We start from the raw sequence: 24,667 nt of genomic DNA on the forward strand, positions 1-24,667 counted from the left end.
ACACAAATGGCTGCGTAGCTCAACTGAATAGAGCATCTGACTACGGATCAGAAGGTTTCAGGTTTGAATCCTGACGCGGTCACAGAGAAAAGGTCACTTCATCGAAGTGACCTTTTTTATTTCCCCCCCGAAATAAACAAAACGAAGATCAATTGCTTTTTCTGCCCGGTTATCCGGCATCTCTTTACCAGGTTGCCGACAGGCGACCGGCAGCCATATTTCAGCGCGGTCACTTATTTTCGTATTAAACGCAGATGTTAACCTTTACAACCTATGATAATCAAGACCATTTCCTCCATAGTGCCCGGATATCGCGGGAACGGGAAACCGTTTGGCGCACTGGTCGCCACTGATACCATCCTTAAACACATTGGCAACGCAGATGAGCAGGCGCTGGATATTTTTGATACTGCATTTATCAGGGAAAAAATTGGTATTCATCATGTGGCGCTGACCAGCGACACTATTGAATGTATGAAGGTATTGTGGGACCACCGGTCAGACTGGACACCGGCACAAGCCTTCGCCTTTAGCCAGCACCAGTTTAACAGGGTGCTCTACGATATGCTGGCTGTGGCCATAGACGACTGCCTTGACCAGATGAAGCAAAAGCACACGCCTGACGGTACAATGCATATTTCGCATCATATTCACTTGACAGGCATCATGCATCCCTTTATTGAAGATGCGCTCTTCCGCGTGCGGGAAAAGTCGGGCATCAGGCTTACGCAGACCTGTAACACTATTGTGATACAGCAGGGTTGTACTTCACTCCTCACTGCATTGCGCCTGAGTGAAACCTTATTAAAGGGAAACATTGTACCGGGAGCGCACATATTGATAACCGCTGAGAACAATATGATCTCTAATACACATACATTGGCGCCGGGAAAAGCTAAACGGGAAAACATCAACGAATGGATCTACTCATCTATTTTCGGGGAAGCTGTGGCTGCCTGCCTGGTGAGCGATCAGCAGGCAGGCGATGATGTTCCGGAATGCAGCGGGCCGTCAGGCTGGGAAGTGACCGCCCTCCGGGAAAACGTGTTGCTGGAAGACTGGCGGTTGAAATATGTTTACAGCGCGGAACGCGCAGACACCTATATGCATGTGCGCGCCCGTGAAGTACCGGATACCTACTATCTGGGCATAACAAAAGCGCTGGCAGCTGCCGTTCAGCTGAGCGGAGGCCTCGACCATATATTCCGGATATGCCTGCATGAGTCCAACCCCGGCTTACTGATCAGGGTCGCCGACGGAGCGGGCATCCCTCATGAGATGATACCCTCTACCTGCGCGGAAATCGGCACGTTAGCGGGGGTGTCTTCCTTCCTGTTGCTGGATATAGTGAACAGGGAATTCCTGAGGCTGCGTGCTGAAGGAAAGGAGGTGGACGATAAAGTGGTGATGGCGTCTGTCGGCGAAGGTTATAGTAAAATGCTTTCAGGTTATGTTTGTCTCACTGCTTTATAATGATCTCTATGCCATTACTTACCGGAAAAGTAGCCGTTGTAACAGGCGCCAGCAGCGGAATCGGAAGGGCCATCGCTGTTTTATACGCCGGCGAAGGCGCTACGGTGGTGCTGGCATCAAGGAATGAAGACAACGGGAGGGTAGTAGCCGGTGAGATCCTTGCGGCGGGCGGGGACGCCGTATTTATAAAAACAGATGTAAGCAACGAAAGAGACTGCGAAAGGCTGATCAAAGAAACCGTTCGTCTTTACGGGCGACTGGATATCGCCTGTAACAACGCCGGTACTATGGGACCTGCAAAACCCGTGGGCCGTTTATCTGCTGATGATTGGAGGCATGTTATGGATGTTAACCTGCACGGCGTGTTTTACTGTATGCATTACGAAATCAACAGCATGTTGCCTCATAACAGCGGGGTGATTATCAATATTGGCTCTATCGCTTCCCAGGTAGGGTTTAAAAACCTGGGCGCCTATGCGGCAGCGAAACACGGCCTGCTGGGACTCACCAAAACTGCTGCATTAGAGTACGCCGAAAATGGTATCCGCATCAACGCTATAGGACCGGGCACCATTGATACGCCTATGGCGCGGTCCTATACGAGCCCGGACAAATATGCGCAGTTCCGGAAAGTCTATCCGGTGAAACGGTATGGACTGCCCGAAGAAGTTGCGGGGCTGGCATTGTGGTTAGCCTCGGACTATGCATCCTTTGTTACAGGGGCGTTTATCCCGGTGGACGGTGGCTACACGGCGCAATAGATCAGGTTCAATGTCCGGAAGGCCGTTTAACATCTGGCAGTCTGACAGGTGGTCCTGGTATTACAGATGATAGCCTGCGTGGCACACATACAGTCGCTCGGCAGTGTAGCGCCGCCAACTATCCCTGCCTGCTTTTCATTGCTTAAAGCAGCGATACTGATTTTTCCCAGCAACAATTTTTTTACGGAGCCGGCTTTTACTTTTTTCATAACGCATGAGTTGATGAACCGCTAAGGTAAAAGCTGTTGCTGCGGGTTTCCTTCAGTGTGAAAGGAGGCGTACACAGGATAATTACGGAATGTTGCAGCGGCGACAGGGATAAATATTTCTGCTGCGAAAAACAGAAAGATATTTAGAATAATGTATGGAAGCGCGGGACTACTGCATACCTCCTGCAGGTACAAAGGCGATATTTATATTTCACCTGAAAGCTTTCCGCGGCCCTATGGTATTACCTGTGTTCTTACCTGTATGACAAACAGTATGTTGATAATATCTCACCTAAAACCCTTCGTTATGAAAAAGAAAAAAGTGAATCTTTCCAAACTCACCCTGAACAAAGAAGTAATCGGTAATTTATCCCAGGAAAAGATAACCGGCGGTATCTCTTCTCCGCGGCTTACCTGTCTGCGTACTTGTCTGCAAACCTGCCTGGACAGTTGCTTTTGCACTGAGATTTCCCAGTTTCAGAATTCCTGTGAGACAGGCTGCAACACTACGGTGATATGCCCCTGATATGAAGTACAACCTCAATGATTAACCCAAATCTTACACTATGAAAAAGAAAAAACTGAACCTTCCCAAACTTTCATTGAACAAAGAAGTCATCGGCCAGTTGTCCCAGGATAAAATAATGGGCGGAGCAACGGTATTGGAGAACACCTGTCGCCGGTCGTGCTTTCAATCCTGCATCACCTGTTTTGTCACCTGTCTTAACTGCGTGACGCTGGACGTTTCCTGCCCGGTAACAGCCTGCAAATAAAAACTGCATGTCTGCGAAATCTGATCAGTAGCGTGAGCTTAAAGCGGGTGTCTCAACAGTTATTTTGAGACACCCTCTTCTTGTTACGACAGCACTGATCCGCGCAAATGCACACCTGTGTAGGAATCCGGCCGTGCTGTCAGGGCTTCCGGCGTGCCTTCAAATAAAACTTTCCCGCCTTTATGCCCGCCTTCAGGGCCCATGTCGATGATCCAGTCGGCCTGTTTGATCACCTCCAGGTTGTGTTCTATCACCACAACGGTATTGCCTTTTTCTACCAGTCCGTCTATCAGCTGCACCAGCCTTCCCACATCCGAAAGATGCAGACCGGTGGTAGGTTCATCCATTACATATATACTGCCTTTTTTATGCAGTTCGCTGGCGAGTTTGATCCGCTGGCATTCTCCGCCGGACAAAGTACTTAGCGGCTGGCCGAGCGTCAGGTATTCCAGGCCTACTTCGATCATACTATCCAGTTTGCGGCAAATGTCTTTGGCAGTAAAAAAGCTCCGGGCTTCACTGACCGTCATGGCCAGTACGTCGGAGATGGATTTTCCATTGAAATGGTAGGCCAGTACTTCTTCTTTGTAACGTTTGCCTTCACAGACCTCGCACGGTGTTTTCACACCTTCCAGGAAAGCCAGGTCTGTATAGATTACGCCGCTTCCCTGGCAGTTTTCGCAGGCTCCTTTGGAATTAAAGGAGAACAGGGAGGCATCGACCTTGTTGGCGGTGGCAAATGCTTTCCGGATCAAATCCATGGTACCGGTATAGGTAGCCGGATTGGACCTGGTAGACGTACCTACGGGCGATTGGTCAATCACTACCGCCTGCGGATAAGTACTCAGAAACGCATGATGGATAAGCGAGCTTTTGCCTGAGCCGGCAACGCCTGTCACTACTGTCAATACGCCTTCGGGTATATTGACGCTGACGTTATGAAGATTGTTGGCGTTGGCGTTAGTAATTGGAAACTGGCCTCTTGGCGACCGGCATGCCGTTTTCAGCGGGAGGCTGTGCTTCAGATATTTTCCGGTCAGCGTATCGGAATGCAGTAACCCCTCCAGTTCGCCTTCGTACATGATCCGCCCGCCCTGGGTGCCTGCATGGGGACCCACGTCTACAATATGATCAGCGATGCGGATCACATCGGGATCATGTTCCACCACAATCACGGTATTACCTTTATCACGGAGCTTTTGGAGCAGTCCATTCAGCCGGTATACATCTCTCGGATGCAGTCCTACGCTGGGCTCATCAAAGATATACAGCACGTCAGTGAGACTGCTGCTGAGATGTTTTACCATCTTCACCCTTTGCGATTCTCCGCCGGAGAGCGTATCTGTCTCCCTGTTCAGCGTCAGGTATTCCAATCCCATGTCCACCAGGTGTTGTAACCGTTCTGTCAGCGTCCGGACCATCGGTGCTGCCACCGCGTCGTCAATTTCCTTTAGAAAGGTAATCAGTTCACCTGCCTCCATCGCAGAAAGTTCAGCGATATTATATCCTTTGATCCTGCACGACAATGCGGCCTCATTGAGGCGGGCGCCTTTGCAGGAAGGGCAGGGGCCTTCCTGCAGATAAGGCCGGATCATTTTCTGTGTCCGGTCGGACAGTGTTTTAATGTCACGGCGGATATAGGCCCTTTCGAACTTTTCTATCACCCCCATATAGGTGGCATTCATGTTCCCTTCGCCGAGACGGAGTTTGAACTTCCGGGGCTGGCTGTACAGCAGCAGCTCCATTTCTTCTTCGGAATAGTCCGCCAGCTTTTTGTCCACATCGAAAAAGCCGCTGTGCGCGTACATGTCTTTCTCCCAGGTTGCCAGTCCGGGTGCCTGTATGGCGCCTTCTTTCAGTGATTTGCTGCGATCTATGAATTTCGAAGCATCGAATCCGAGTTTGCGTCCCCTGCCACCGCATTGCGGACACATGCCCTGGGGATCGTTGAAAGAAAAAGCGTTGGCATAACCAACATACGGTTTGCCGATGCGGGAGAAAAGTACCCGCAATACAGGAGATATATCCGTGATGGTACCCATGGTAGAATGAGATCCTCCGCCCAGGCGCTTCTGATCTACCACAATGGCCATGCTCAGCCTGTCAATAGAATCAGCGTCCGGCTGGGGGAATTTAGGCAACAGCGAACGGATGAACATACTGAAATTCTCGTACAGCTGGCGTTGGGCTTCCGTGGCAATAGTGTCAAACACTATCGAAGATTTACCGGACCCCGATACACCTGTAAAGATGGTGATCTTTCGTTTAGGAAGGCGCAGGTCAACATTTTTCAGGTTGTTCTCCCTGGCCCCGCGGATTTCAATAAATTCTGGTATCATGCAGGCATAAAATTTTGAGGAGATGTAAAGTAAAAAAAATAACCGGATTAACAGCTGCTTTTTGCAGTTGCTGCCTGATGACAATTTACAGTCAGTTGGTTTAGGTTTGCCATTGTTACTGTTAACCATTTTTAGAAAGAATACTAAACCTGTAAAACCCTTTATTCTCCGAAGGCCATAGTGCCATAAATACCCGCATCTGACCCATACTTGTTTGCCTGGCCGGTAGCTGTTGCCCGGCGTACTAATGCATTTTTATTTGTTGACCTAAAAATTCAAATCTATGAGTGAGTCTTATGGAGAGAAAAACCCTGCGCTTGAAAATGCGCTGTCGAAATCAACGGCGGATTTTTACGTACCGGACGGGCGTGATGTACTGTCCCGGATGGACGCCTACTATTCCTGGGTGAAAAGCAGGGTGCGGACCAACACCTGGCAGTATTCCAGGACCCAGACAAGCAGGCCGGGCCCGGTGATAACGGCGACGGACGCCGGCGGCAGGCAAATGGAAGGCGTTAATTTTGCTTCGCAGGATTATCTTGGATTGAGTGCCCATCCAGACGTGCTGAAAGCCGCACAGGAAGCGCTGCTCCGCTACGGCCCGCATAGCGCCGGTTCTCCGATGTTTATGGGGCAGACAGACCTGGTGCCGCAGCTGGAAGAAAAACTACAGGAGCTAACCGGTATGGAACATGTGCTGATTTTTCCTACCGGCTGGGCGGCAGGATTCAGCAGCCTGACAGGGCTGGTACGTAAAAACGACTACATCGTCATGGACCGGCTGGCCCATGCCTGTCTCCGGCAGGGCGCTTATGCAGCAACGGCCAACGTATTTAAGTTCGATCATCTTGATCATGAAGACGCCCGCAAAATACTGGCGTCCATCAGGGCGAAGGACGCCGCAAATGGCATACTGGTTGTATCCGAAGGCTTATTCTCCATGAATGCCGACACGCCGGATATCAGGCGGTTACAGGAGATCTGCCATGAATTTGGTGCCCGGTTGCTGATGGACGTGGCGCATGATCTGGGGGCCACAGGTCCTGAAGGCAGCGGCCAGTTGGGCATACAGGGCATGAAAGGGAGGGTGGACCTGGTCATGGGAAGCTTCTCCAAAACGTTTGCGGCCAATGGAGGTTTCATTGCTACGCATTCGGCGGCGGTGAAGGAATACCTGAAAATGTATGCGGGGCCCTACTTGTTTTCCAATGCCGTTTCTCCCGTGCAAACCGCTGCGGCGCTGCAGGCCAGCCGTATTATCACCGCTCCGGAAGGAGCTGGCCTGAGAAAATTGTCGTTGGGGAATACGCTTCATATGAGAGCGCGTTTTGCTTCCAACAACCAGCCGTGCCTGGGTATAGCGGCCCCCATTGTGTTGGTGCCTGTAGGCGGTGAACGCCATGCCAGGCTGTCCCATAGCCTGCTCATGAAAAAGAACATTGCGGCCATGATCGTGGAGTATCCCGTGGTTCCCTTATCTGAAGCGAGAATCCGGTTGCAGCTGATGTCTACCCATACCATCGGGCAGATAAACCATGCAGTGGACCACATCTGTGAAGTGCTCGATGAGGTCCGGAAAAAATAATTGTTATACCCTTTTAAACCCAAACGTATGAAACCCTCCAATGAAGGTACTTCCTTTATGCTCACCAGTGCGGAGCGTAAAAAAATTCTCCGTGATTTCAACAACACTTTAACGCCTTTCGACAAAGATCTTTCACTGGTGCATCTTATACAACAGCGCGTCCGGATGGCGCCGGAGAGCGTCGCGCTTGTCTTTCAGCAGGAAAGCCTTACCTACCGGCAGCTCGATGAGCAGAGCAACCAGTGGGCGTGTTTGCTGCAACAGGCCGGTGTAGGAACGGACAGCCTGGTGGCTTTCTGTCTGCCGCCATCTATGGAGAAAATTGTTTGTATGCTGGCTATTCTTAAAGCCGGCGCCGCCTATGTGCCACTGGATACAAATTTGCCCCAGGCCCGGCTGGAATATATGTTGAAAGACGCGCAAGCGCCGGTACTGATCACTTCCGTCCGGTTGAAAACCACTTTTGCCGCCTATAACGGACGAATACTGCTGGTGGATGACGATGCAACAGTAGCCGCCCTGCGCGGCCTGCCACGGGATTTCACCCTGCCGCCCATTACGCCCGGCAGCCTGATGTACGTGATTTATACCTCGGGTACTACCGGCAAGCCCAAAGGTGTGATGGTAGAGCATGAGCAGGTGACCAACTTCATGCAGTGCTATGGCGATTACCTGCAAATAGATGCTACCACAAAGGCATTGCAGTATACGTCGACCGGCTTCGATGCATCGGCTGCCGACCTGTGGCTGCCGCTGGTAGCAGGTGCGGCATTGTTCCTCTATCCGGACAGCCGCATCACGGGAGAGGAGTTATGGCGGTTTATCAAAGAACATGAAATAACAGCGCTTCCGTTCATATCACCGTCTGTATTAGCGACGCTGCCGGCAACGGAGAACACCGGCAAGCTGCAGACTATTTGCGTGGGAGGAGAAGCCTGTCCGGAGCCGCTGGTGAAAAAATGGAAAGACAGGGTGCGGCTGGTGAATGGTTATGGTCCCACCGAAGCCACCATCCTGGTAAGCTGTTTTGTTTATGACGACGCGCATCCCGCCGCCACTATCGGTCGTCCTAATGCGAACTGCAGTTTTTATATCCTTGATGCCAATATGCAGGTGGTGCCCATTGGGGAAACAGGTGAACTCTATATTGGCGGCGCGCAGGTGGCACGTGGCTATTGGGGGCAACCGGAACTGACGCAGCAAAAATTTATGGCCAATCCCTTTGCGACTGAAGAGGAGGTAAAAAACAACTGGAAACGGATGTATCAATCGGGCGACCTGGCCCGCTATCTGCCCGACGGTAATGTGGAGTTCATCGGCAGAAACGATACGCAGGTAAAGATCAGGGGCGTCCGGATAGAACTGGGTGAAGTGGAAAATGTACTGTGCGGCCTTCCGGGGATCGTACAGGCGGTGGTGATCGTTCATGAAGACAGATATGACGAACGGACGCTGCTGGCCTGTGTTGTACATGAAGAAGGCAAACTGAGGGGAGAGCGGTTGCAACAAGTGACCCAGGAAGTTAGAAAAGCCCTTCAGCTGGAATTGCCTGCTCAGATGATACCTTCCGCTTTTCTTTTCCTGGAAAAATTGCCGGTAAACGCGCACGGGAAAATTAATAAACAGGCGCTACATCTTGGCTCGCGGGAGGTGATAGAGGCTGTTTTTCCCGATGGGGTGGGTTTTCATGAATGTGAACAGGTGATTAAAGCCATCTGGAGCGAGGTGCTTCAGCAGAAGGATATCAACGTCACGGATAACTTTTTTGACCTCGGCGGGCACTCTATCCTGATCACACAGGTGTATAAAAGGCTGCCCGCTATTTTCAGGGCTAAAGTTACGCTGCCTGACCTTTTTGACTATGTGACCATAGAGGCGCTGGCGGCAAAGATCAGGGCTGGTTTGACCGGCGACCAGGAGCTGATGAGGAGCGAAGCGGATGAAAATTACCTGCTGAAAGACGTTTATCTTTCTCCTGATATAGAGATCGAAGGCACGATAGATCCGGAATCGGTCAGCAATCCCAAAAATATTTTCCTCACCGGCGCTACCGGCTTTGTGGGATGCCACCTGCTGGCAGAGCTGCTGACTTCCACGACTGCCGATATTTATTGTCTTGTCCGCGCTGCTGATGAAGACGCTGCGCTGGAAAGGATACGGCGTGTTTTTAAAGACAACCGCATTCCGGATGAACAGTTTTCGGAAAGCAGGATCAAACCCGTCACCGGAGACCTGACACAATACCAGCTGGGTATCGCCGATGAACAGTTTGACATGCTCTGTGATATTATCGATGTAGTTTACCATTCGGGTAGTTCGGTCAGCTATATTGAGCCGTATAATTACATGAAAGGATCAAACATAGGCGGGCTGAATGAAATTATCCGGCTGGCTTCCGCCCGGAAACTAAAATGCCTTGCGCTGTTGTCTACCGTAGCCGTATTTGCGTGGGAATCCTACGATACGCAACAGTATTTCAAAGCGGAAGATGACAACACGATGCAGGGATTAAAATATTTAAAGAAAGACATCGGTTATGCCAAAACCAAATGGGTGATGGAACAAATACTGGCGCTGGCTGCGGCCAAGGGCTTGCCAACTGTGCTTTTCAGGCTTGGCTTCGTGATGAGCCACAGCCAGACGGGCGCCAACGGGCTGGATCAGATGTGGTCCATGCTGGTCCGTAACTGTATTGCGAATAAAGCCTACCCGCTGATCGTTGGCATAAAAGAAGAGCTGGTGACGGTCGATTATGTTTGCAGGGCTATGGTCCACATCACCAAACAACCCAACGCCATTGGTAAAAAGTTCCATCTTACCCCGCGCGTGGAAGACGATGTGGATTGGATCGAATTTTTTACCCGCCTGAAAGAAAACTTCGGCTTTGATCTAAAAGCGTTGCGTTACCGGGAATGGATGGAGTTGTGGGAAAACAATGAGGACGATATATTCTATCCTTACCTGAGCCTGTTTACCGATGAAGTACACGGCGGACGCTCGCTGGTGGAAGTATATCAGAACAGCTATCATTTTCATTGTGATAACACCCTGGCATTTTTAAAAGGCAGCGGTATTGCGCCGTCTAAAATAACGAATGAAGTGATGGAGGCCTATCTGCGTTTCCTGGGCATTCCTGTTCCCGGAAAGGCTGCTGTATAGCCCCGGGCATTAAAATAAAAAGAGGGTGTCATAAGACACCCTCTTTTTTATAAAGGCCGGTTATTGTACCGTTATGGTGTCGCTATAGGCCACATGGAAAGTATCCAGTGCTTTCAGCTCCGGGATGTACGAAGAGAGAACGGCCACCTTTGTACCTGCGTTGACCGCATTTAAAACCACCGAATCACTGCGGGACGGAAGATCAACTGTCTGCAGTTGGTTGTTGGCATTATAGAAGGTGAGGCGTGTGTTGGTATTCAGCGCGGTGTCTGTTGCCGAGAAAAAAAGTTTGTACGCATTTCCTGGCAGGGCCTCCGGGGGCTTTGAACTGTTGAGCTGACGATTAACAAGCGAGGAAATATACAAGGGACCGTATATCCTTACACCGGAAAGCGACTGTCCTACAGATTTGTTTCCCTTACCGTCGGTTGTGTACAAAACAAAATTCTGTACATATTCGTCCATGCCGGTAATCAGCGTCCGGATGGTATCTTTTGTGGTGCCTTTAGCCGGCAGTTTCATGGAATCGGTATTGTTGTTCCAGTATATGATGTATTCCGTGATACTGGGGTCCGGGCTTGGCTGCCACTGCAGCATTGCCCGGAGGTGGCCCGGCCTGGCGTTCAGGCTGCTGACCGGCCCGGGATAGATAATTTCGGCATCGTTCAGCAGGTCTTTATATTTCGTCGCCTCTTTGGTACAGGCTACTGTACAAAGGCATAAGGCTGACATTAAAAATGCAAATGCTTTCATGTTCGTTTATTTTGTATTTCCAAAAACGGTTATCTCCATGGCATGGGCAAAGGTGGCGCCCGACCAGGATTCAGCAACAGCCAGTCTCAGGAAGCGGGCCCTGGGGGCCGTGAAAGGAAAGGTAAACTCGCTCCCTTTGTTAAAAAAAGCTTTGTCGGCGGCAGTGGCGGCGGTAGGAGGAGCGCCGGAGGGAGGGCCGGGCCATGCAAAATTTCCCATGTTGACCCAGTCGCCGAGGACGGTGCCGACTTCTGCAAATACCGGTAATACCGCATCTGCCGGCGCGGGATTATCGGAGCCCCAGATGGAGAACACTTTGGGATTGCCGTGGCCGTATTCATACCCGGACCTTCCGTAAAGGATAAACCGGCTCAGCTTCGCGGAAACGCCCAAGCCAAAAGTAGCTATGATGGGCAAGGGGACATTTTCCTGCACGGTATGCCAGCCTGTTCCGCCGCTGTTGCCATTCCAGAGATTACTTAGCGACCAGCCAAACCCTATTTTAGTATCACTGGACAACCGGTTTTCAAAGAATTTGCTTTTGTCGAGTTCCTTTTCGAACAGTGGCCGGATCGTTTGATAAACAGTGTCTGAATTGTTGCCCCATTGGTCGGTGACGTAGGTGGCAAATGCTTTGGGCAGCGTGTCAAATCCCCTCGCCGAAAAATTGATGAGCGTAAAGTCACTGAAGTTTTGCTGGTAGATCCCGTATTTGGGATCACCTGCGGCTTTGTAGAGCAAAATAGCGCCAACAGGTTTTTTGTAGGGATTGGCCGTTTGCACATTTACGCCACCAAAATCGGCCTGCATTTTAATGGTTTTTGCCACGAGCTGATAAACGGGCGTATCAGGGTTCACCTTTACGGTCACCACATCTGATGACACGTCGGCGCGGGAAACAGCGGTGAGTTTTACTTCATATTCTTTCTTTTGGGCAAACCCTTCAACAGTAATGGTGTCACTGTAGTAGCTGGATTTTGTCTCCCTTGATTTCCCTGTCGCATCATTGATGATGTAAGATGCTTTTACATAGAGTACATTTCCTGTTTTGGGCAGCTGGTACGTAATAAAGGCGCCTCCTTTGAAGTTGGTCACTTTGACATTGGACACAACGCCGGGCTTCGTTTTATCGGAAGAAACAGGGGTGTTATAATCCACTTCTTTACTGCACGAGAAATGAAGATATACGAAGGCAATCAATGCCGGTAGTGTGATTTTCAGAAAACGGGATGTCTGATGCATAACGTCTTGAGTTTTTGTGGTTACCAGTAAAGCGTCTGAACAAGATTGGGATTGTTGGACATGGCCCCGTCTGACAGCGGCCAGAAGTAGTCCTTCACGGTAACGCCGGGAATGAATAGTGTCTGTAATGTATAGAAGCCGCTGTTGCTGCTTTGGAAGATGCTCCAGCCCTGAATGGGGTTGGACAGCACGGTCAGCATTTTCTTCCAGCGCCGGAGGTCCCATCCGCTTTTGCCTTCGAAGCACAATTCAATCCGCCGTTCCTGGTGAATGATTTCCCGCAGGCCTTCTTTGCTGGCCGGTTTGGAGGGGAGCTTGCTGTATTGCGACCAGGATGCGACCACGCCTTTGAGGCCCGCACGTTCGCGTACCATGTCAATGTACCGGTAGCTCTCCGCATTGGGGCCGGAAACTTCATTCAGGCACTCTGCATACAGCAGATAAAGATCTGCCAGCCTGATACGGGGCAGCCTGTACGAAGTTTGCTGCACGCCTTCGTTAAATACAGTAAGATAATTAACGAGCTTTTTAGGCCATGCAGCCAGTACATTGATCCTTACCCTGTCTTTTGGGCCGGCTTTTGATGCGGGGCCTTTTGCTTCGATATAGAGGGCGTTATTGGGATCTGTAACACCGTTGCCAAACCAGATGCCGCCATCGAAACCGATATTGGCATAATACCTGGATTCTCTGCCGAAGTTATTTTTTACTGTTACATAGCCGCTTTTGATATAGTATTTGTTGGCATCGTCGCCGGTTTGCAAATCAAAGCGGTGGGGGTAGTCCCAGTTCTTGTCCTCGTTAATGGGAACACCGTTGCTGGTGTAAAAAAGATCTGTGGTGAACATCGGCACGGTGAAGCTGCCTGCCGCTGAGGTGGAATTTTCCACGGCTTTGCTGGTAAGCCTCGGTATACAGAAGGACTGGTATCCGAAATTGGGGTTCAGCGCCCATATCACTTCTGCATTAAGGTCCCATTTTTCTGTAACGGCATTTTGTATGGTCAGCACTTTACGGAGGGAATCATTGAGGGTAGGCAGATTGGCCGGCTGTATAAACGTGTAAAGCCGCATATTCAGCGTGGTGGCCTCGTCGATGGCTGCTTTGCAGGCGTCTGCGGCCCGTTTCCATTTGGCGGGATCTGCGGAAGCCGGGAAAAGCGCCTGGCCGTCCCTGTTTTTAAACTGTGCATAATCTGCGTTGCCATTGAACAACGGGCTGGCCTGCATGGCCAGTACTTCTGCTTTCACTGCCAATGCTGTCACCCTGGTGATCCTTCCCAGTTCCTGTTGCAGGTTGCCGATCTGCTGCGGCAGATCAGGGATGGCTTCATCCAGCAGCTGCACAACATAGTTGAACACGGTATCCACCGGTTGCCGTTTTACGCGGATCTCTTCAATGGGAGCGGTAATGCTCTGGTTAACCCGGTAAATGGGAATAGGGCCGTACATCCTGGTAAGGAAATAATGATAGTAAGCTTTCAGGAATTTTGTTTCCGCTATCCAGCGGGCTTTCTCTTCCGGACTGAGATCGATGGGTTTGTCGATGTTTTCCAGCATGATATTGCAGCGGCGGATGGCCTGGAAGATGGAGCCTGCGCCGTTGTTGCCGTCCCAGTAGTTCAGCACCGGGTTGGAAATATTTTGCACGGTGCCCCGTATCAGCTGAAAGCCGGCATCGGAGATCGGCCTCTCTGAAAGGTCGTCAGGGTAAACGATCTCGCCGGATGTGGTAAACCCTGGATCGGTCACTACATCGCTCATGTTCTGAAGGGTACCGTAGCAGGTGAAAAGGTAGTTCTCCGCTTCATTCCTGTTGCGGAAGGCATAATCGATTGTTCCTACGTTCTCCGGCGTTACATCGAGATATTTTTTGCATCCCTGCAGGAAGCCCAGGGTAAAGCAGCAGGTGACTGCGAACAATATCCGGTCAACTATATATTTCATGTTGCGGTGTGTTTATAAGTTAACATTAAGGCCGATGTTGTAGGCTCTCTGTATCGGGTAGTTGAAACCATTGTTTCCCAGCTCGGGGTCCCACAGTTTGAACTTTGTAATATTGAAGAGATTCAGGCCGTTGACATAGATGCGGCAGTACCTTACGCCGATCCGCTCCATTAGGGAAGCCGGCAGCACATATCCTATTTCTGCTGTTTTCAGCCGCAGGAAGCTGCCGTCGCGCATCCACCAGGAGCTTTGCTGCAGGTTGTTTTCGATGGCCTGCGCGCTGGTGCCCAGCCGGGGATAGAGGGCATACAGGTTTTGGTTTTCCTCCGACCAGTGGTCGTCAGCAAACGCCTGCAGCACCTGTGACTGGCTTTGGATCTGCGGAGAAGGAGGGATAACAAAGGGGCTCACCGACCTGGGGTCCATAAAGAAGCTTACCCTGGCTTGCCCCTGGAAACGGGCATTCAGTTCAAAGCCTTTGTAGTTGATCGAAAAGCCGAAGCCGTACATGATCTGCGGTACGGTAGGAAATCCCAGCGGGACCATGTCGGCCACGGTAAGGCGACCGTCTCCATTCAGGTCGCGGTATTTGATGTCGCCGCCACGGGGAGGATTACCGCCAAATGTCTGGGAGGGAGATGCCATCGCCTCTTTGTCGTCCACAAAAAGCCTTTCGGCGATATAGCCGAACTTCTGGTTCAGCATCGTGCCGGACACGTAACGCCAGGGCTCTGCATACTGTGGCTCTTCATAAGTGCCGTAAGTCCCTTTCGAATAAGTGAAGTTGGACATGTATTGGATCCTGAGGTTTTTGGAGAACACCTGGTTGTAGTTGGCGGTAAGGTCGAGGCCACTCACTTTAACGGTGCCTACATTGGTCAGGATACCCGCTTCCAGCCCCATGCTGGAGGGGATATTACGAGACATCAGGATATTGCGGCGGTCTTGCTTCCAGTATTCCGCGATGAAGTCGAAATTTTTAAAGAGGGAGAACTCCATGCCCGTATTGAGGATTTCAGCGGTTTCCCAGGTGACGTTGGTGTTCTCGTAGTTGTTGATCTTTACGCCGTTGCGGTTATAGATGTTCTGTAAGCCGAAGTAGGCGCCATTACTGGCATTGAGGTTTACGTCGGAGAGGTAGAAGAAACGTTGCTGCCCGATATCGTCGTTGCCGCTCAAGCCATAGCTGGCCCTGAGCTTCAGTGAAGTGATCACGTTTGTCAGGCCCTCGCTCCAGAATTTTTCCCTTGACACCATCCATGATGCGCCAACGGTGGGAAAGAAGCCAAAGCGGTTGTTCTTTGAAAACCTTTCTGATCCGTTGTATCCGAAGTTGAATTCCAGGAAATAACGGGTAGCATAGTTGTAGCTGAGGCGGCCCGCCAGGTTAAGGTTCCTGTAGGGCAGGGAGTATTGCAGGCTGGGCTGTTTGGTAACAGGGTCGGTGCCGTTGGCCACCAGCCGTTGTTGCCGCACGCCGATCAATGACGTGGAAATATCGTGTTCGCCCAACTGTTTATGATATTCAAGCTGTCCCTGGAACTGCAGGAAAGTATTGGCATCCTTATTCCCTGGTGAGTAGACCAGGTATTCGGTGGCGGCGCCGTTGTTGCCGGAGCCGAGGCTGCCGAGGAAAGTGCCGCCGGGAAGTGAATTGAGCCATGTGAGCCGGTATTCGCCGGTGGCTTTGTTGTAATCCTGTGGCTGTACCGTATAGTAGAACGGGTTATAGGCCATGGTATTGTCGAAATAGGAATAGCGGTTGGTGTTGAAGAATCCATGAAACTTCAGGCCCGGGGTGATAAAGCTGAAGTCCTGATGTAATTCCAGGGTGGCCGACATCCGCGATTCAGAGAAACGTTTGTATCCTCTCAGCATCTGAGCATAAGGATTGGAATATCCTACGCCGGTGCCTGTACTGGAGGTCCCGCCGCTCTGGCTGGAGTTGCCGAACAGGATATGCTGGACAAGCCTGTTGGCTGAATCGGGGGCATAATATGCAGGAAACAGGACGGGGCTTGTATGTACAGCAGCGCTGTAGAGATCGGAGGAAAACGACGCGTCGTTGGTGAGCGGACCGTTATAGTCGTTAAAGTTGCCCCACAGCCTCAGTACCATCTCCGTGGTTTTAGTAAGCTTCACATTAACGTTGGAGCGTAACTGGTAGTTCTTGTAATTTACGTTGTTGTTGAAGTTGTTGGCAGAACTTCTTTTCAGCATGCCATTGTCGTTGCTGAAAGAGCCGGATACCAGGAAACGGGCGATATCTCCGCCACCGCTCACATTCAGATTGGCCCGCTGGGTGCTGGCATATTTTTTAAACATCAGGTCCAGCCAGTCTACTGCCGGGTATACATAGGGATTGTGGCCGGGCGCTTTGTCGATGGTCTGTTGTGTATTATATATTTTATCCGCATCAAAAACGATGGGCTGCAGCGGATCGCGGGTGGTGCCGGCCTCATTGTACAGCTTCATGTAGGTGATGGGATCGGCCAGTTTGATACGCTGGGTAGGGGTGGAGATCGCATTTTCCAGGATGAGATTGAGCCTGGTCTTCCCTTCCTTGCCTTCCTTGGTGGTAACGAGAATAACGCCGTTGGCGCCCCTGGCGCCGTATAGCGCGGTGGCGCTGGCGTCTTTCAGTATGGAGAAGCTGGCAATATCGTTTACCTGGAGGCGTGCCAGGTCGTTGGTGGTCAGTTCAACGTTATCTATTAATATCAGTGGGTTCTGCCGGTACCCGAATGTAGTAACGCCGCGGATGAAAAAGTTGGAGTTGTCAAGGCCGGGCTGCCCGCTTTGCTGGAAGCCGATGATGCCGGCTACCTGGCCTGCCAGTGCGTTCGTGAGGTTACTCCCCGAGGTCCGGAGATTGTCGGCCGTAATGGTAGATACGGAGCCAACAACAGATTCCTTTATCTGCTTCCTGCCGAAGGCTGTTACCACAACGTCTGTCAGCACCGTCTCCAGCGGCTTGAGCTGAATGGAGAAGGTGTGTGTTTTCTCCGTTACAACAATGGTGTCTCCTTTGAAGCCTACAAACTTGAACAGGAGCGCGGTGCCGGGGGGGACGCTGATAGTAAATCTGCCGTTGTTGTCTGTCGCAGTGCCGAGTGATTTATTATTCGCCGCCATAATGGTGACGCCGGGAAGCGGCCTTCCGCTGGTATCGGTGACGGTACCCGTGGCGGGGAGCTTTTGCTGTGCAAAGACTTGCTGCGACAGCAGCAGGAAAAGGAGGAGCATGGGGTGGCAATACCATCTCCGGAATGGTGTGTGGAATTTCCTCATGTAATTTGAAGTTATGGGTAAGAAAAAGACGTTCCCTGTCCGTCTTTATGACAAACAAATATTTTGGTTAATAATAGCGCATACGCTGGTCCTGCGTTGCGTTACAACGTGAATGCTGTTTAATACTTAATAATGTGTTAAAGAATCGCTACTGTCTTTTGAATTTTTTCTGAATGATTTTGGTCGTTACTGTTTTTATATGAGTTTTCCGGAAATAACCCTGTGCTGCGCGTGCGTTCGTGCACTGTCATTGCTCACCGTATTTCTGCAGAAAAGAACTGCCTGGTAGTGCCCCGGCACTACTGTTTTTCGCTTTCGTGGTCTTTATCGTCAAGTGTTGATGGGGGTGTTCGTCCTATCAGTATAAATTTGTCTCAATAGCAATATGCCGTCATCAAAATTATCAATAAGGCAGAATTGATTTACAGGTAAATTTGACTTATTTCGGCACAATATTGCCTTTTTTTTGGGTGTGCTGCCGGGAATGTTGTTAATCAGAAACGGAGTTGCAAGCTCTTTCGGTATTCTTTAGGTGTTAATCCTTTTTTTCTTTTGAATAACCTGTTAAAGTGGGTCGTGTGATTGAAACCTGCCCTGGATGCCAGTTCGGCCATGTTCATTTCTTTCTCTTGCATGAGGCGGCAGGCATAGCTGATACGGAGGTCATTTACAAAGTCAACGAAAGACTGTTGGGTCCTGCTTTTAAAAAAGCGGCAAAATGAGTAGGTGTTCATGGAAGCGACCGCTGCAATTTCCGTGAGGGGGATTTCCCGGCGAAAGTTGCTGAATATATGTTTAAAAATAGCTTCCATCCTTGTTTGCTCCTTATCCCTAAACGGATTCTCATAATCAACGCTGGTTAATAACCGGTATTCTTTTGCTTCTGTTAAACAGACGATCAGCTCCATAAAGGAGCTGATCTGCCGCAGCCCATATTCGGTAAGCATACGCTTCATTAGTGCGACAATATTGTCTTTACAGGCGCCATAAAACTGGATACCCCGCTGTGCCGTATGCATCCATGATTCCAGCTGTGAGGTGCTTCCGAACAATGCTACACATTCTTTCAGCAGGGACGGTTCTATATTAATTACCATAGAGTGCGCCTGCAGCTGATTTTCGTTTCCGAAATAACTGGCCTCATTGTACCACACATGCGGTACATTTGAACCAACAAAGATGAGCTCTCCGCTTTCAAAGTATTCCACATTGTCTCCTATAATCCGCCGGCCGGTGCTCTCCACCACATGTACCAGCTGACACTCCTTGTGAAAATGAAATTCTGTCGAAAACGCAGGAAGACTGATCTCTTTTATCAGAAAGAGCTGGTCTGATATCAGATGGGGACTTAGTGTCGCTAAAATTGGTTTCATTTTGATTTCTAATAAAGTAAAAGTGAAAAATGTCGCCTCCCATGTAAATGCCGGAATGCCGGGTGTTTAGCAGTAAACATATTTTGAGGGTATTAGACAGGCAATATATATTACCTGCGCCTGGGGAATCATGCGGGATGATAGTTGGGCAATGTCTTCATCCGATAAAAATACACTATTTATATACTGACTAGTTGATTGATGACAAAGAAAAAATTTAAAAAAATTTTTTTCTTTCGGCTGCACCTGTTGCCAATTTTGAGTGTCTTTTTTAATAAACGAGGGCGATAACAGTAATCAAAATATTAAACGTGAAGGGTATGAAGGGCATATCAGCAATCCCAATAAACTGCAGGCGATTGTACAATGGGCAACTTGCATGCTGCCTCATGACAGGAGCTGAAGCGTGTGTTCGTTCCTGTGATACCCGGCCTGATAGTGGTTTTTATCTACCGGTGGCGGCTGAACGTATTGTCGCCGGGCGACGATGCGGCCAAAGCGGCCGGTGTGGACCTACGGTGAAAGATCGCGCTATGGAGGAACAGGTGCTCGTCCGGCTGGGGCTGTCGGAGGAGAGCAGCAAATGGTGATGGATTGAAAATAGTACTGACAACGGGGAAGAAATGGCCGGCCCGGAAAGCCGGCCATCGGAGAGCCCGACGTATTTCGTTAGTTAGGCTGGTATACGCGCACATAATCGAAAACCACGCTATCGGGATAAGTCCCTAAGGAAGGAGTGCCGCCAAAGCCCGTGAGTTCCGTGCTTAAAATCATATACTGGGTGCGTTGAGACAGCCCGAAAGTGGTTTCCCATGTTTTCCTGCCATCAATATAGAATTTATAAGTTGAGTCGGTCCATAACAATCCAAAGGTATGATAGCCTGTGTCTACAGCGGGGTAGGGCACCTGTATTCCCTGTGATTGATGGGCGGTGCCATAGCCGTTGATATGAATGGTCTGCCACACTTGCCCGGGGCTTTTGCGGTGGTATTCGAATATGTCTACTTCCGCGCCGTTCACCGCAGGATTATTATAGGGCGTGTTGCCCATGGTGGGAGATTGCAGCCAGAAGGCCACATGCGGACCAATGCTTTTATTCATTTTAGCACGGCATTCGTAATACCCGTATTTAGGGTTGAAATGCCCGTCGGTAGCGGTCTGCCCTACATAGTACGTGCTGCTGTCTTTTACCACCCGGATAACCATATTGCCGTTCCCGTCCAGGGAAATGGTCCTGGCCCCGTCTACGGTAGCATACTGCCGGACGGTCCCGTTGGCCCTGTAGCTCCATTTGCTGGTGTCCATTTGTGTGCCGTTAAATTCGTCATTCCATACCAGGTGATAATTGGCCAGCAGTTTCTCGACGTCTGTTATCCCGCCTTTTTTACCGGCGGCTGAAATAGTGTTTGCAGGTATGCCCTGCAATTCGGACGGCGGCGTGTTTTTCTGGCATGCGGCAGCCAGTATAACGATACCGGCAGAAAGCCATAACAGTTTCGCTTTTTTCATAACGTTTGATTTTAGATAGTTAGAAAATTGGTGATGTTGATTCTCTCTGTTTAAACCGGTTGGATACTGTGTTCTCCAGGTTCCACACGCAACTGTCCTGTAATTGGTGCGCAGCTTTTATCACAATCGCATTTTTGCCGGATTGCAAAACCACCTGCTCCCAGATGACCCGCCCAAGGGTATCGCGTTTGCCAGTCCCCATGTTTTTTCCGTTGACATACAGCGTTGCGTTATTCTGGTTCGTATAGGCTTTAACGGTAGTTGTTTTGTTTTTCCGGCTGACGGCACGTTTCTCTGCCAGGTGCAGCATGGGTTCGCGGCTCCAGTTGGCCTGGTAGAAATAGAACGCATCCTTTTTTACTTTGCGGTCGTAGGTAACCAGGCCTTTATCATTGAGGCCGTTGACGCCGCCTTCGCTCCGGATGGCAGAACTGAAATCGGCCAGTGCCCAGACGAACTTCCCCCAGATAAAGGGCCGCGCTGCCAGTGTGGCCCAGGAAGCCTCATGATAGGCTGTTTGCCATTCTTCCGGGTGAAAGTTGCCATCCGCCACGGGCTTTTTCAGTTCTTCCTGATGGTGAAGGATATTGGCGCCGGCCCCGAATTCGCTGACGCCAATGGGTTTGTCCGGAAATTGCTGATGCATGTTGTCTGCCCAGGCGCCCATGTCTTTAAAGTCACCGCCATACCATCCATAGTATTTATTCCAGGCAATGACGTCGCTGACGGTGTTGAAATGACCGGAGTCCAGGAAGGTGGCGCAGGTGATGATCCTCGACGGATCTTCTTTTTGGGCCAGTTGCTGAAGCTCGTGAAGAAAAGGCACAGGATCGTCGTAATCCAGTTTTAATTCGTTGAACAAACCCCAGAAAACAACAGCGGGATGATTGTACCGCTGACGGATCATTTCAGTCAGCAGTTGCCTGGCGTGTGCTTTTAATGCCGGGTTGTCAGTGAAGCCGGTGCCTGTATAGCCGCCAGGGCCCACGAGCGGTATTTCTGTCCACAGAACGATACCGTTCTTGTCCGCGAGATGATAGAAATAATCCAGATGCGGATAATGTGTGAGCCGCATGGCGGTGGCGCCGGATTCCACGATCAGTGACATGTCTTTTGCATGATCGTTGTTGTTCAGGGCGGAACCGCGTCCGGCCACATCTTCATGCAGCCCGAAGCCATAGAGATCGTAATGACGACCGTTGAGCATAAACCCTGAGCCTGCATCTACTTTAAAAGAACGCAGTCCCAACGGCTGGGTCACTTCATCGATCAGTTGATGGTCCTGGAACAACTGCACCGTTACCTCGTAAAGATATGGGTCTGTTCTGCCATTCCACAGATGAGGGCGGGGAATGGCGAGGGATTGCAGGAGGAGCGAATCACCGGTACCGATGCTCGCCTGTTTGCTCGCCACTTCCTGCTGCCGGGCGTCTTTGATAACGGTACGTGCTTCCAGGTTCCGGGTGGCGCCGGCCAGTGACAATTTCGTCAATACGTTTACCATGGCTTCGGCCGGGGTGATTTTATCCTGGCGGATATACACGCCCGGCGACGCGTAATCCAGCGGGGTGATACAGTTCTTATCTGTGACGATCAGCCATACCGGGCGATGCAGGCCGCCGAATACATTAAAATCACCGGAGAGGGGCAGTACGTCCATCCGTTCGGCATTGCTGACCTGCACGGTGATGGTATTGCTGGTCCCAGCCTGCAGGAAGGCCGTAACCTCTGCGCAAAAGGCGGTATAACCGCCTTTATGTTCTGTGACGAATTTATTGTTCACCAGTACATCGGCTACCGAGTTGGCGCCTTCAAAATAAAGGAATATTCTTTTGTCTTTCCATTCAGGCCGGAAGGCAAGTTGCCGGGTATAAATGCCAGTGCCCCGGTAGTAGTGGAGCTGGCCGTTGAAAACATCTTTGTCATTCCAGGTATGCGGCAGGGTAACCTGTTGGAGAGGGGCGTTCCTGCGGACGTCGTACGAAAAGTGGAAATTCCAGTCGTTGTTCAGATTCAGGCAGGTCCTTGGAGCGCCCCCGCCGGCATAGCTCAGTAGCGTTATAAAGCAGGCGGCGATGGTGATAATGTATGTTCTTTTCATGGTGAGTATTACAGATCAAAAGTCGTTGATTGTGGCTATTGGCTATTCCGGTGCATATTGCTACTGTGCTGCCGGGAAGATTAATAGGTCAGTTGCAGAACGGGTTTGTTGCCAGGCGCTTCTTTGCTGTAGAACGTCATATAGCCGTTGGAGTTAAACGGTCCGGTGTTCATGAGCAGCAGTGAAACGGTTTTACTGCCGGCCTGCAGTTCCCTGTTGACGGCGCTGGTAACGTCCATGTTATACCAGCCTGCGGCGTTGACGGTTACCTGGCCCACGAGGGTGGTGTCTTTCGGCGCATTGTTCCAGGTGATGGCATTTTCAGCCCAGGTTTTACCGGCAGTACTGTAAATCTTCACGGTATTGGTCATGCCGGTGCCTGCACAATAGATGCTGAGATTGGCTGCATTTACGCTGGCTGTGCCCACCTGGTTAAAATTGAATTTCAGATAAGACCTGCGTGCATAGGAGGTGGCATCCGATTTCACCACCAACAGGGAGTCGGCGCCATAGTTAGTACCGGCATAACTGCCGTCGCGTACATAGGCATCGGCCAGCGAGCTGCCCGCCTGGGATATTACGGCGTGCTGAAAAGCGCCGACGTCGGGATTGCCGGAGGTGGGCAGGGAATTGCCGGCGAAGTCTATACCACCGTTATTGGCGATGAAAATGCCGGCGTTACGGCAACGGGAAGTATCGCCGATATTATAGCCGTTGGCTACGGGGAAACCAATACCGGTGCCCGGGTTTACAAAACGGGGATCGTCATAAAAATTATTGCTGCGGGTAGCAGTGCCCCAGTTGAATGCGGTAAATACACTGCCCGGGTATAAATCGTTGTTGTAGAACCTGGACTGGGTTGTCAGCGGAATAGACTGGCCATTGTCTCCTCTGCACAGGGTCAGGCCTGTGGCGGTGGAGGCGGCATAAATGATATTGTTGGAATAGGTACCATATGGAGCGCTGTGGAAAATAGTGCCTCCCGGATTTATGATGTAGAAAACATTGTTATAAATCTGGTGATTGTTATTGGTGCTCCCGTTAAAAAGAAAAAGTTTTTTCTTCCCGGTGGTGCCTATGTCATTTACGCTTACGTTGTAGCGTACAGTGATGTTGTGGGAGTTATACATGAACAGCATGAACCCGCCATTGTTGTCGTGTGAGTAATTGTACTCAAAAATATCACCATCAGTGGGGGAATTGGCGTCGTATCCGTCTGCATCAAACGCCATCCCGTCATTGCCGCCACCGCCTGTCATTCCATACACTTCGTTGTAAGCCACAAGTGTATTCTTGCTTTTTACTGTCCATATACCTGCATAGTTGTAGCTGTTGGTGTTCATACAGGCTTTGTACACGGTGTTGTGCGTGACTTTACACCCGCCGGTAGCTCCTGCCATCACGATACCATCTCCGTATATGTATTCCAGCAGGTTATTGTCAAACACAATGTTTTTCCCCGTGCCTACGGTCCGCATACCTTCTACAGCACAGTTTTTTATATGGCAGCTTTGAACCAGCACGTCGTCTGTTTTGCCGGCAATGATAATGCCGCCGGTCCCTTTCACGAAGTTGGTCTGGAAATCTTTGGCTGCATTAACATCGTGCACATAACAGTTTTTTATGGTGATGTTGCTGGAAGGGGTGGCTTCATTTCCGCCATCGACCATTATTCCGGTGGCTGCATAGGTAGTGCCGGCAGGTACCGTGTTGGTTATTTCGAGGTTATTCACCTCCCAAAAGGATACCCTGTTCAGCAACAGCGTTTTGGAGTTGTTCACTTTTCCGCCGCCATTGATAACCGGTCGGGCTTCGCCGCCGTACTTGTCGATGATGATGGGCTGGCCCGCGCTTCCTGAGCCTTTGGGACGCAGGGTGTCGTTCCATACGCCGCCGCTTTTAAATAGGATCTGATCACCTGGGGAGAATGTCATGGTGTTGACCTTAGCGATTGTTTTCCATGCGTTGCTGTCGCTGGTGCCGGCGTTGCTGTCGTTACCATCGGGGTCTACATAATATACTGTGCCGGTGGCTGTTGCAGTGGCCAGTGAAGATTTCAGGCCGTCCAGTTTCTGTAGTTCCTGCGATTTGGAGCAGGCGAGGAAACACAGGCTGGCAGCAAAAAAAAGAGCGGTATGCTTTTTCATATTGTG

The 24,667-nt window shown here is 50.5% G+C and carries 17 protein-coding genes and 1 tRNA gene; 8 read left to right on the plus strand and 10 right to left on the minus strand.

The window, feature by feature from the left end; translation table 11 throughout:
* Positions 1 to 8: 8 nt before the first annotated feature.
* The 3 genes from HF324_RS15700 (at position 9) to HF324_RS15710 (ending at position 2,234) form a co-directional block, all read left to right on the plus strand.
* Positions 9 to 82, plus strand: a tRNA-Arg gene (locus HF324_RS15700).
* A 191-nt stretch (positions 83 to 273) separates the two neighbouring features.
* Positions 274 to 1,473: a beta-ketoacyl-[acyl-carrier-protein] synthase family protein gene (locus HF324_RS15705; protein WP_168860227.1), complete on the plus strand. Its 1,200-nt coding sequence runs from the start codon at positions 274 to 276 to the stop codon at positions 1,471 to 1,473.
* An 8-nt stretch (positions 1,474 to 1,481) separates the two neighbouring features.
* Positions 1,482 to 2,234 carry an SDR family NAD(P)-dependent oxidoreductase gene (locus tag HF324_RS15710; protein ID WP_168860228.1) on the plus strand — a complete coding sequence of 251 codons (753 nt, stop codon included), beginning with the start codon at positions 1,482 to 1,484 and terminating at the stop codon, positions 2,232 to 2,234.
* Between the two features lie 26 nt (positions 2,235 to 2,260).
* Here HF324_RS15710 and HF324_RS15715 read toward each other — a convergent pair whose 3' ends face one another.
* Positions 2,261 to 2,443 (minus strand): class I lanthipeptide, encoded by a 183-nt coding sequence (locus HF324_RS15715; RefSeq protein WP_168860229.1) that lies wholly within the window; start codon positions 2,441 to 2,443, stop codon positions 2,261 to 2,263.
* Positions 2,444 to 2,750: 307 nt separating this feature from the next.
* Between HF324_RS15715 and HF324_RS15720 the strand changes: the two genes are divergently transcribed.
* The gene (locus HF324_RS15720; RefSeq protein ID WP_168803382.1) at positions 2,751 to 2,969 is read left to right on the plus strand and encodes a class I lanthipeptide; all 219 of its coding nucleotides are present in this window, start codon (positions 2,751 to 2,753) and stop codon (positions 2,967 to 2,969) included.
* A 40-nt stretch (positions 2,970 to 3,009) separates the two neighbouring features.
* On the plus strand, positions 3,010 to 3,216 hold the full coding sequence (locus HF324_RS15725; protein WP_168803383.1) for a class I lanthipeptide: 207 nt from the start codon (positions 3,010 to 3,012) through the stop codon (positions 3,214 to 3,216).
* 83 nt (positions 3,217 to 3,299) lie between these two features.
* On the opposite strand, the gene HF324_RS15730 is transcribed toward HF324_RS15725, so the two are convergent.
* The gene (locus tag HF324_RS15730; protein ID WP_168803384.1) at positions 3,300 to 5,555 is read right to left on the minus strand and encodes an ATP-binding cassette domain-containing protein; all 2,256 of its coding nucleotides are present in this window, start codon (positions 5,553 to 5,555) and stop codon (positions 3,300 to 3,302) included.
* Between the two features lie 283 nt (positions 5,556 to 5,838).
* Here HF324_RS15730 and HF324_RS15735 point away from each other — a divergent pair, with 283 nt between their 5' ends.
* Both HF324_RS15735 and HF324_RS15740 read left to right on the plus strand, forming a co-directional pair.
* A complete protein-coding gene (locus tag HF324_RS15735) occupies positions 5,839 to 7,140 on the plus strand; it encodes an aminotransferase class I/II-fold pyridoxal phosphate-dependent enzyme (protein WP_168860230.1) in 1,302 nt (433 codons plus the stop codon).
* Between the two features lie 27 nt (positions 7,141 to 7,167).
* On the plus strand, positions 7,168 to 10,299 hold the full coding sequence (locus HF324_RS15740; protein WP_168860231.1) for a non-ribosomal peptide synthetase family protein: 3,132 nt from the start codon (positions 7,168 to 7,170) through the stop codon (positions 10,297 to 10,299).
* Between the two features lie 60 nt (positions 10,300 to 10,359).
* Here the strand turns inward: HF324_RS15740 and HF324_RS15745 are convergent, their stop codons facing one another.
* The 5 genes from HF324_RS15745 to HF324_RS15765 all read right to left on the minus strand — a co-directional run bounded on the left by HF324_RS15745 (position 10,360) and on the right by HF324_RS15765 (position 18,904).
* Positions 10,360 to 11,052, minus strand: a complete 693-nt coding sequence (locus tag HF324_RS15745) for a DUF4998 domain-containing protein (RefSeq protein ID WP_168803387.1) — start codon at positions 11,050 to 11,052, stop codon at positions 10,360 to 10,362.
* Between the two features lie 6 nt (positions 11,053 to 11,058).
* Complete coding sequence (locus HF324_RS15750) at positions 11,059 to 12,294, minus strand: DUF5000 domain-containing lipoprotein (protein ID WP_168860232.1); 1,236 nt, start codon at positions 12,292 to 12,294, stop codon at positions 11,059 to 11,061.
* Positions 12,295 to 12,314: 20 nt separating this feature from the next.
* A complete protein-coding gene (locus tag HF324_RS15755) occupies positions 12,315 to 14,240 on the minus strand; it encodes a RagB/SusD family nutrient uptake outer membrane protein (protein ID WP_168860233.1) in 1,926 nt (641 codons plus the stop codon).
* 12 nt (positions 14,241 to 14,252) lie between these two features.
* Positions 14,253 to 17,531, minus strand: a complete 3,279-nt coding sequence (locus HF324_RS15760) for a SusC/RagA family TonB-linked outer membrane protein (protein ID WP_258539538.1) — start codon at positions 17,529 to 17,531, stop codon at positions 14,253 to 14,255.
* A 494-nt stretch (positions 17,532 to 18,025) separates the two neighbouring features.
* A complete protein-coding gene (locus HF324_RS15765) occupies positions 18,026 to 18,904 on the minus strand; it encodes an AraC family transcriptional regulator (RefSeq protein ID WP_168860234.1) in 879 nt (292 codons plus the stop codon).
* 408 nt (positions 18,905 to 19,312) lie between these two features.
* Between HF324_RS15765 and HF324_RS33615 the strand changes: the two genes are divergently transcribed.
* Positions 19,313 to 19,426, plus strand: a complete 114-nt coding sequence (locus HF324_RS33615) for an iron ABC transporter permease (protein ID WP_168803391.1) — start codon at positions 19,313 to 19,315, stop codon at positions 19,424 to 19,426.
* A gap of 147 nt (positions 19,427 to 19,573) precedes the next feature.
* Here the strand turns inward: HF324_RS33615 and HF324_RS15770 are convergent, their stop codons facing one another.
* The 3 genes from HF324_RS15770 to HF324_RS15780 all read right to left on the minus strand — a co-directional run bounded on the left by HF324_RS15770 (position 19,574) and on the right by HF324_RS15780 (position 24,661).
* The gene (locus HF324_RS15770; RefSeq protein ID WP_168860235.1) at positions 19,574 to 20,413 is read right to left on the minus strand and encodes a glycoside hydrolase family 16 protein; all 840 of its coding nucleotides are present in this window, start codon (positions 20,411 to 20,413) and stop codon (positions 19,574 to 19,576) included.
* 19 nt (positions 20,414 to 20,432) lie between these two features.
* Entirely contained in the window at positions 20,433 to 22,514 is a 2,082-nt protein-coding gene (locus HF324_RS15775; RefSeq protein ID WP_168860236.1) for a glycoside hydrolase family 2 protein, read from the minus strand.
* Between the two features lie 80 nt (positions 22,515 to 22,594).
* A complete protein-coding gene (locus HF324_RS15780) occupies positions 22,595 to 24,661 on the minus strand; it encodes a CBM96 family carbohydrate-binding protein (RefSeq protein WP_168860237.1) in 2,067 nt (688 codons plus the stop codon).
* Positions 24,662 to 24,667: the final 6 nt, after the last annotated feature.

This window comes from Chitinophaga oryzae (assembly GCF_012516375.2).
GTDB classification, from domain to species: Bacteria; Bacteroidota; Bacteroidia; order Chitinophagales; family Chitinophagaceae; genus Chitinophaga; species Chitinophaga oryzae.

Bases quoted from the DNA above. Each gene is read 5' to 3' on its own strand.
- HF324_RS15765 (WP_168860234.1), bottom strand. From the start codon at position 18,904: ATGAAACCAATTTTAGCGACACTAAGTCCCCATCTGATATCAGACCAG.
- HF324_RS15710 (WP_168860228.1), top strand. From the start codon at position 1,482: ATGCCATTACTTACCGGAAAAGTAGCCGTTGTAACAGGCGCCAGCAGC.
- HF324_RS15775 (WP_168860236.1), bottom strand. From the start codon at position 22,514: ATGAAAAGAACATACATTATCACCATCGCCGCCTGCTTTATAACGCTA.
- HF324_RS15755 (WP_168860233.1), bottom strand. From the start codon at position 14,240: ATGAAATATATAGTTGACCGGATATTGTTCGCAGTCACCTGCTGCTTT.
- HF324_RS15735 (WP_168860230.1), top strand. From the start codon at position 5,839: ATGAGTGAGTCTTATGGAGAGAAAAACCCTGCGCTTGAAAATGCGCTG.
- HF324_RS15750 (WP_168860232.1), bottom strand. From the start codon at position 12,294: ATGCATCAGACATCCCGTTTTCTGAAAATCACACTACCGGCATTGATT.
- HF324_RS15705 (WP_168860227.1), top strand. From the start codon at position 274: ATGATAATCAAGACCATTTCCTCCATAGTGCCCGGATATCGCGGGAAC.
- HF324_RS15715 (WP_168860229.1), bottom strand. From the start codon at position 2,443: ATGAAAAAAGTAAAAGCCGGCTCCGTAAAAAAATTGTTGCTGGGAAAA.
- HF324_RS15730 (WP_168803384.1), bottom strand. From the start codon at position 5,555: ATGATACCAGAATTTATTGAAATCCGCGGGGCCAGGGAGAACAACCTG.
- HF324_RS15760 (WP_258539538.1), bottom strand. From the start codon at position 17,531: ATGAGGAAATTCCACACACCATTCCGGAGATGGTATTGCCACCCCATG.
- HF324_RS15770 (WP_168860235.1), bottom strand. From the start codon at position 20,413: ATGAAAAAAGCGAAACTGTTATGGCTTTCTGCCGGTATCGTTATACTG.
- HF324_RS15745 (WP_168803387.1), bottom strand. From the start codon at position 11,052: ATGAAAGCATTTGCATTTTTAATGTCAGCCTTATGCCTTTGTACAGTA.
- HF324_RS15725 (WP_168803383.1), top strand. From the start codon at position 3,010: ATGAAAAAGAAAAAACTGAACCTTCCCAAACTTTCATTGAACAAAGAA.
- HF324_RS15780 (WP_168860237.1), bottom strand. From the start codon at position 24,661: ATGAAAAAGCATACCGCTCTTTTTTTTGCTGCCAGCCTGTGTTTCCTC.
- HF324_RS15740 (WP_168860231.1), top strand. From the start codon at position 7,168: ATGAAACCCTCCAATGAAGGTACTTCCTTTATGCTCACCAGTGCGGAG.
- HF324_RS15720 (WP_168803382.1), top strand. From the start codon at position 2,751: ATGAAAAAGAAAAAAGTGAATCTTTCCAAACTCACCCTGAACAAAGAA.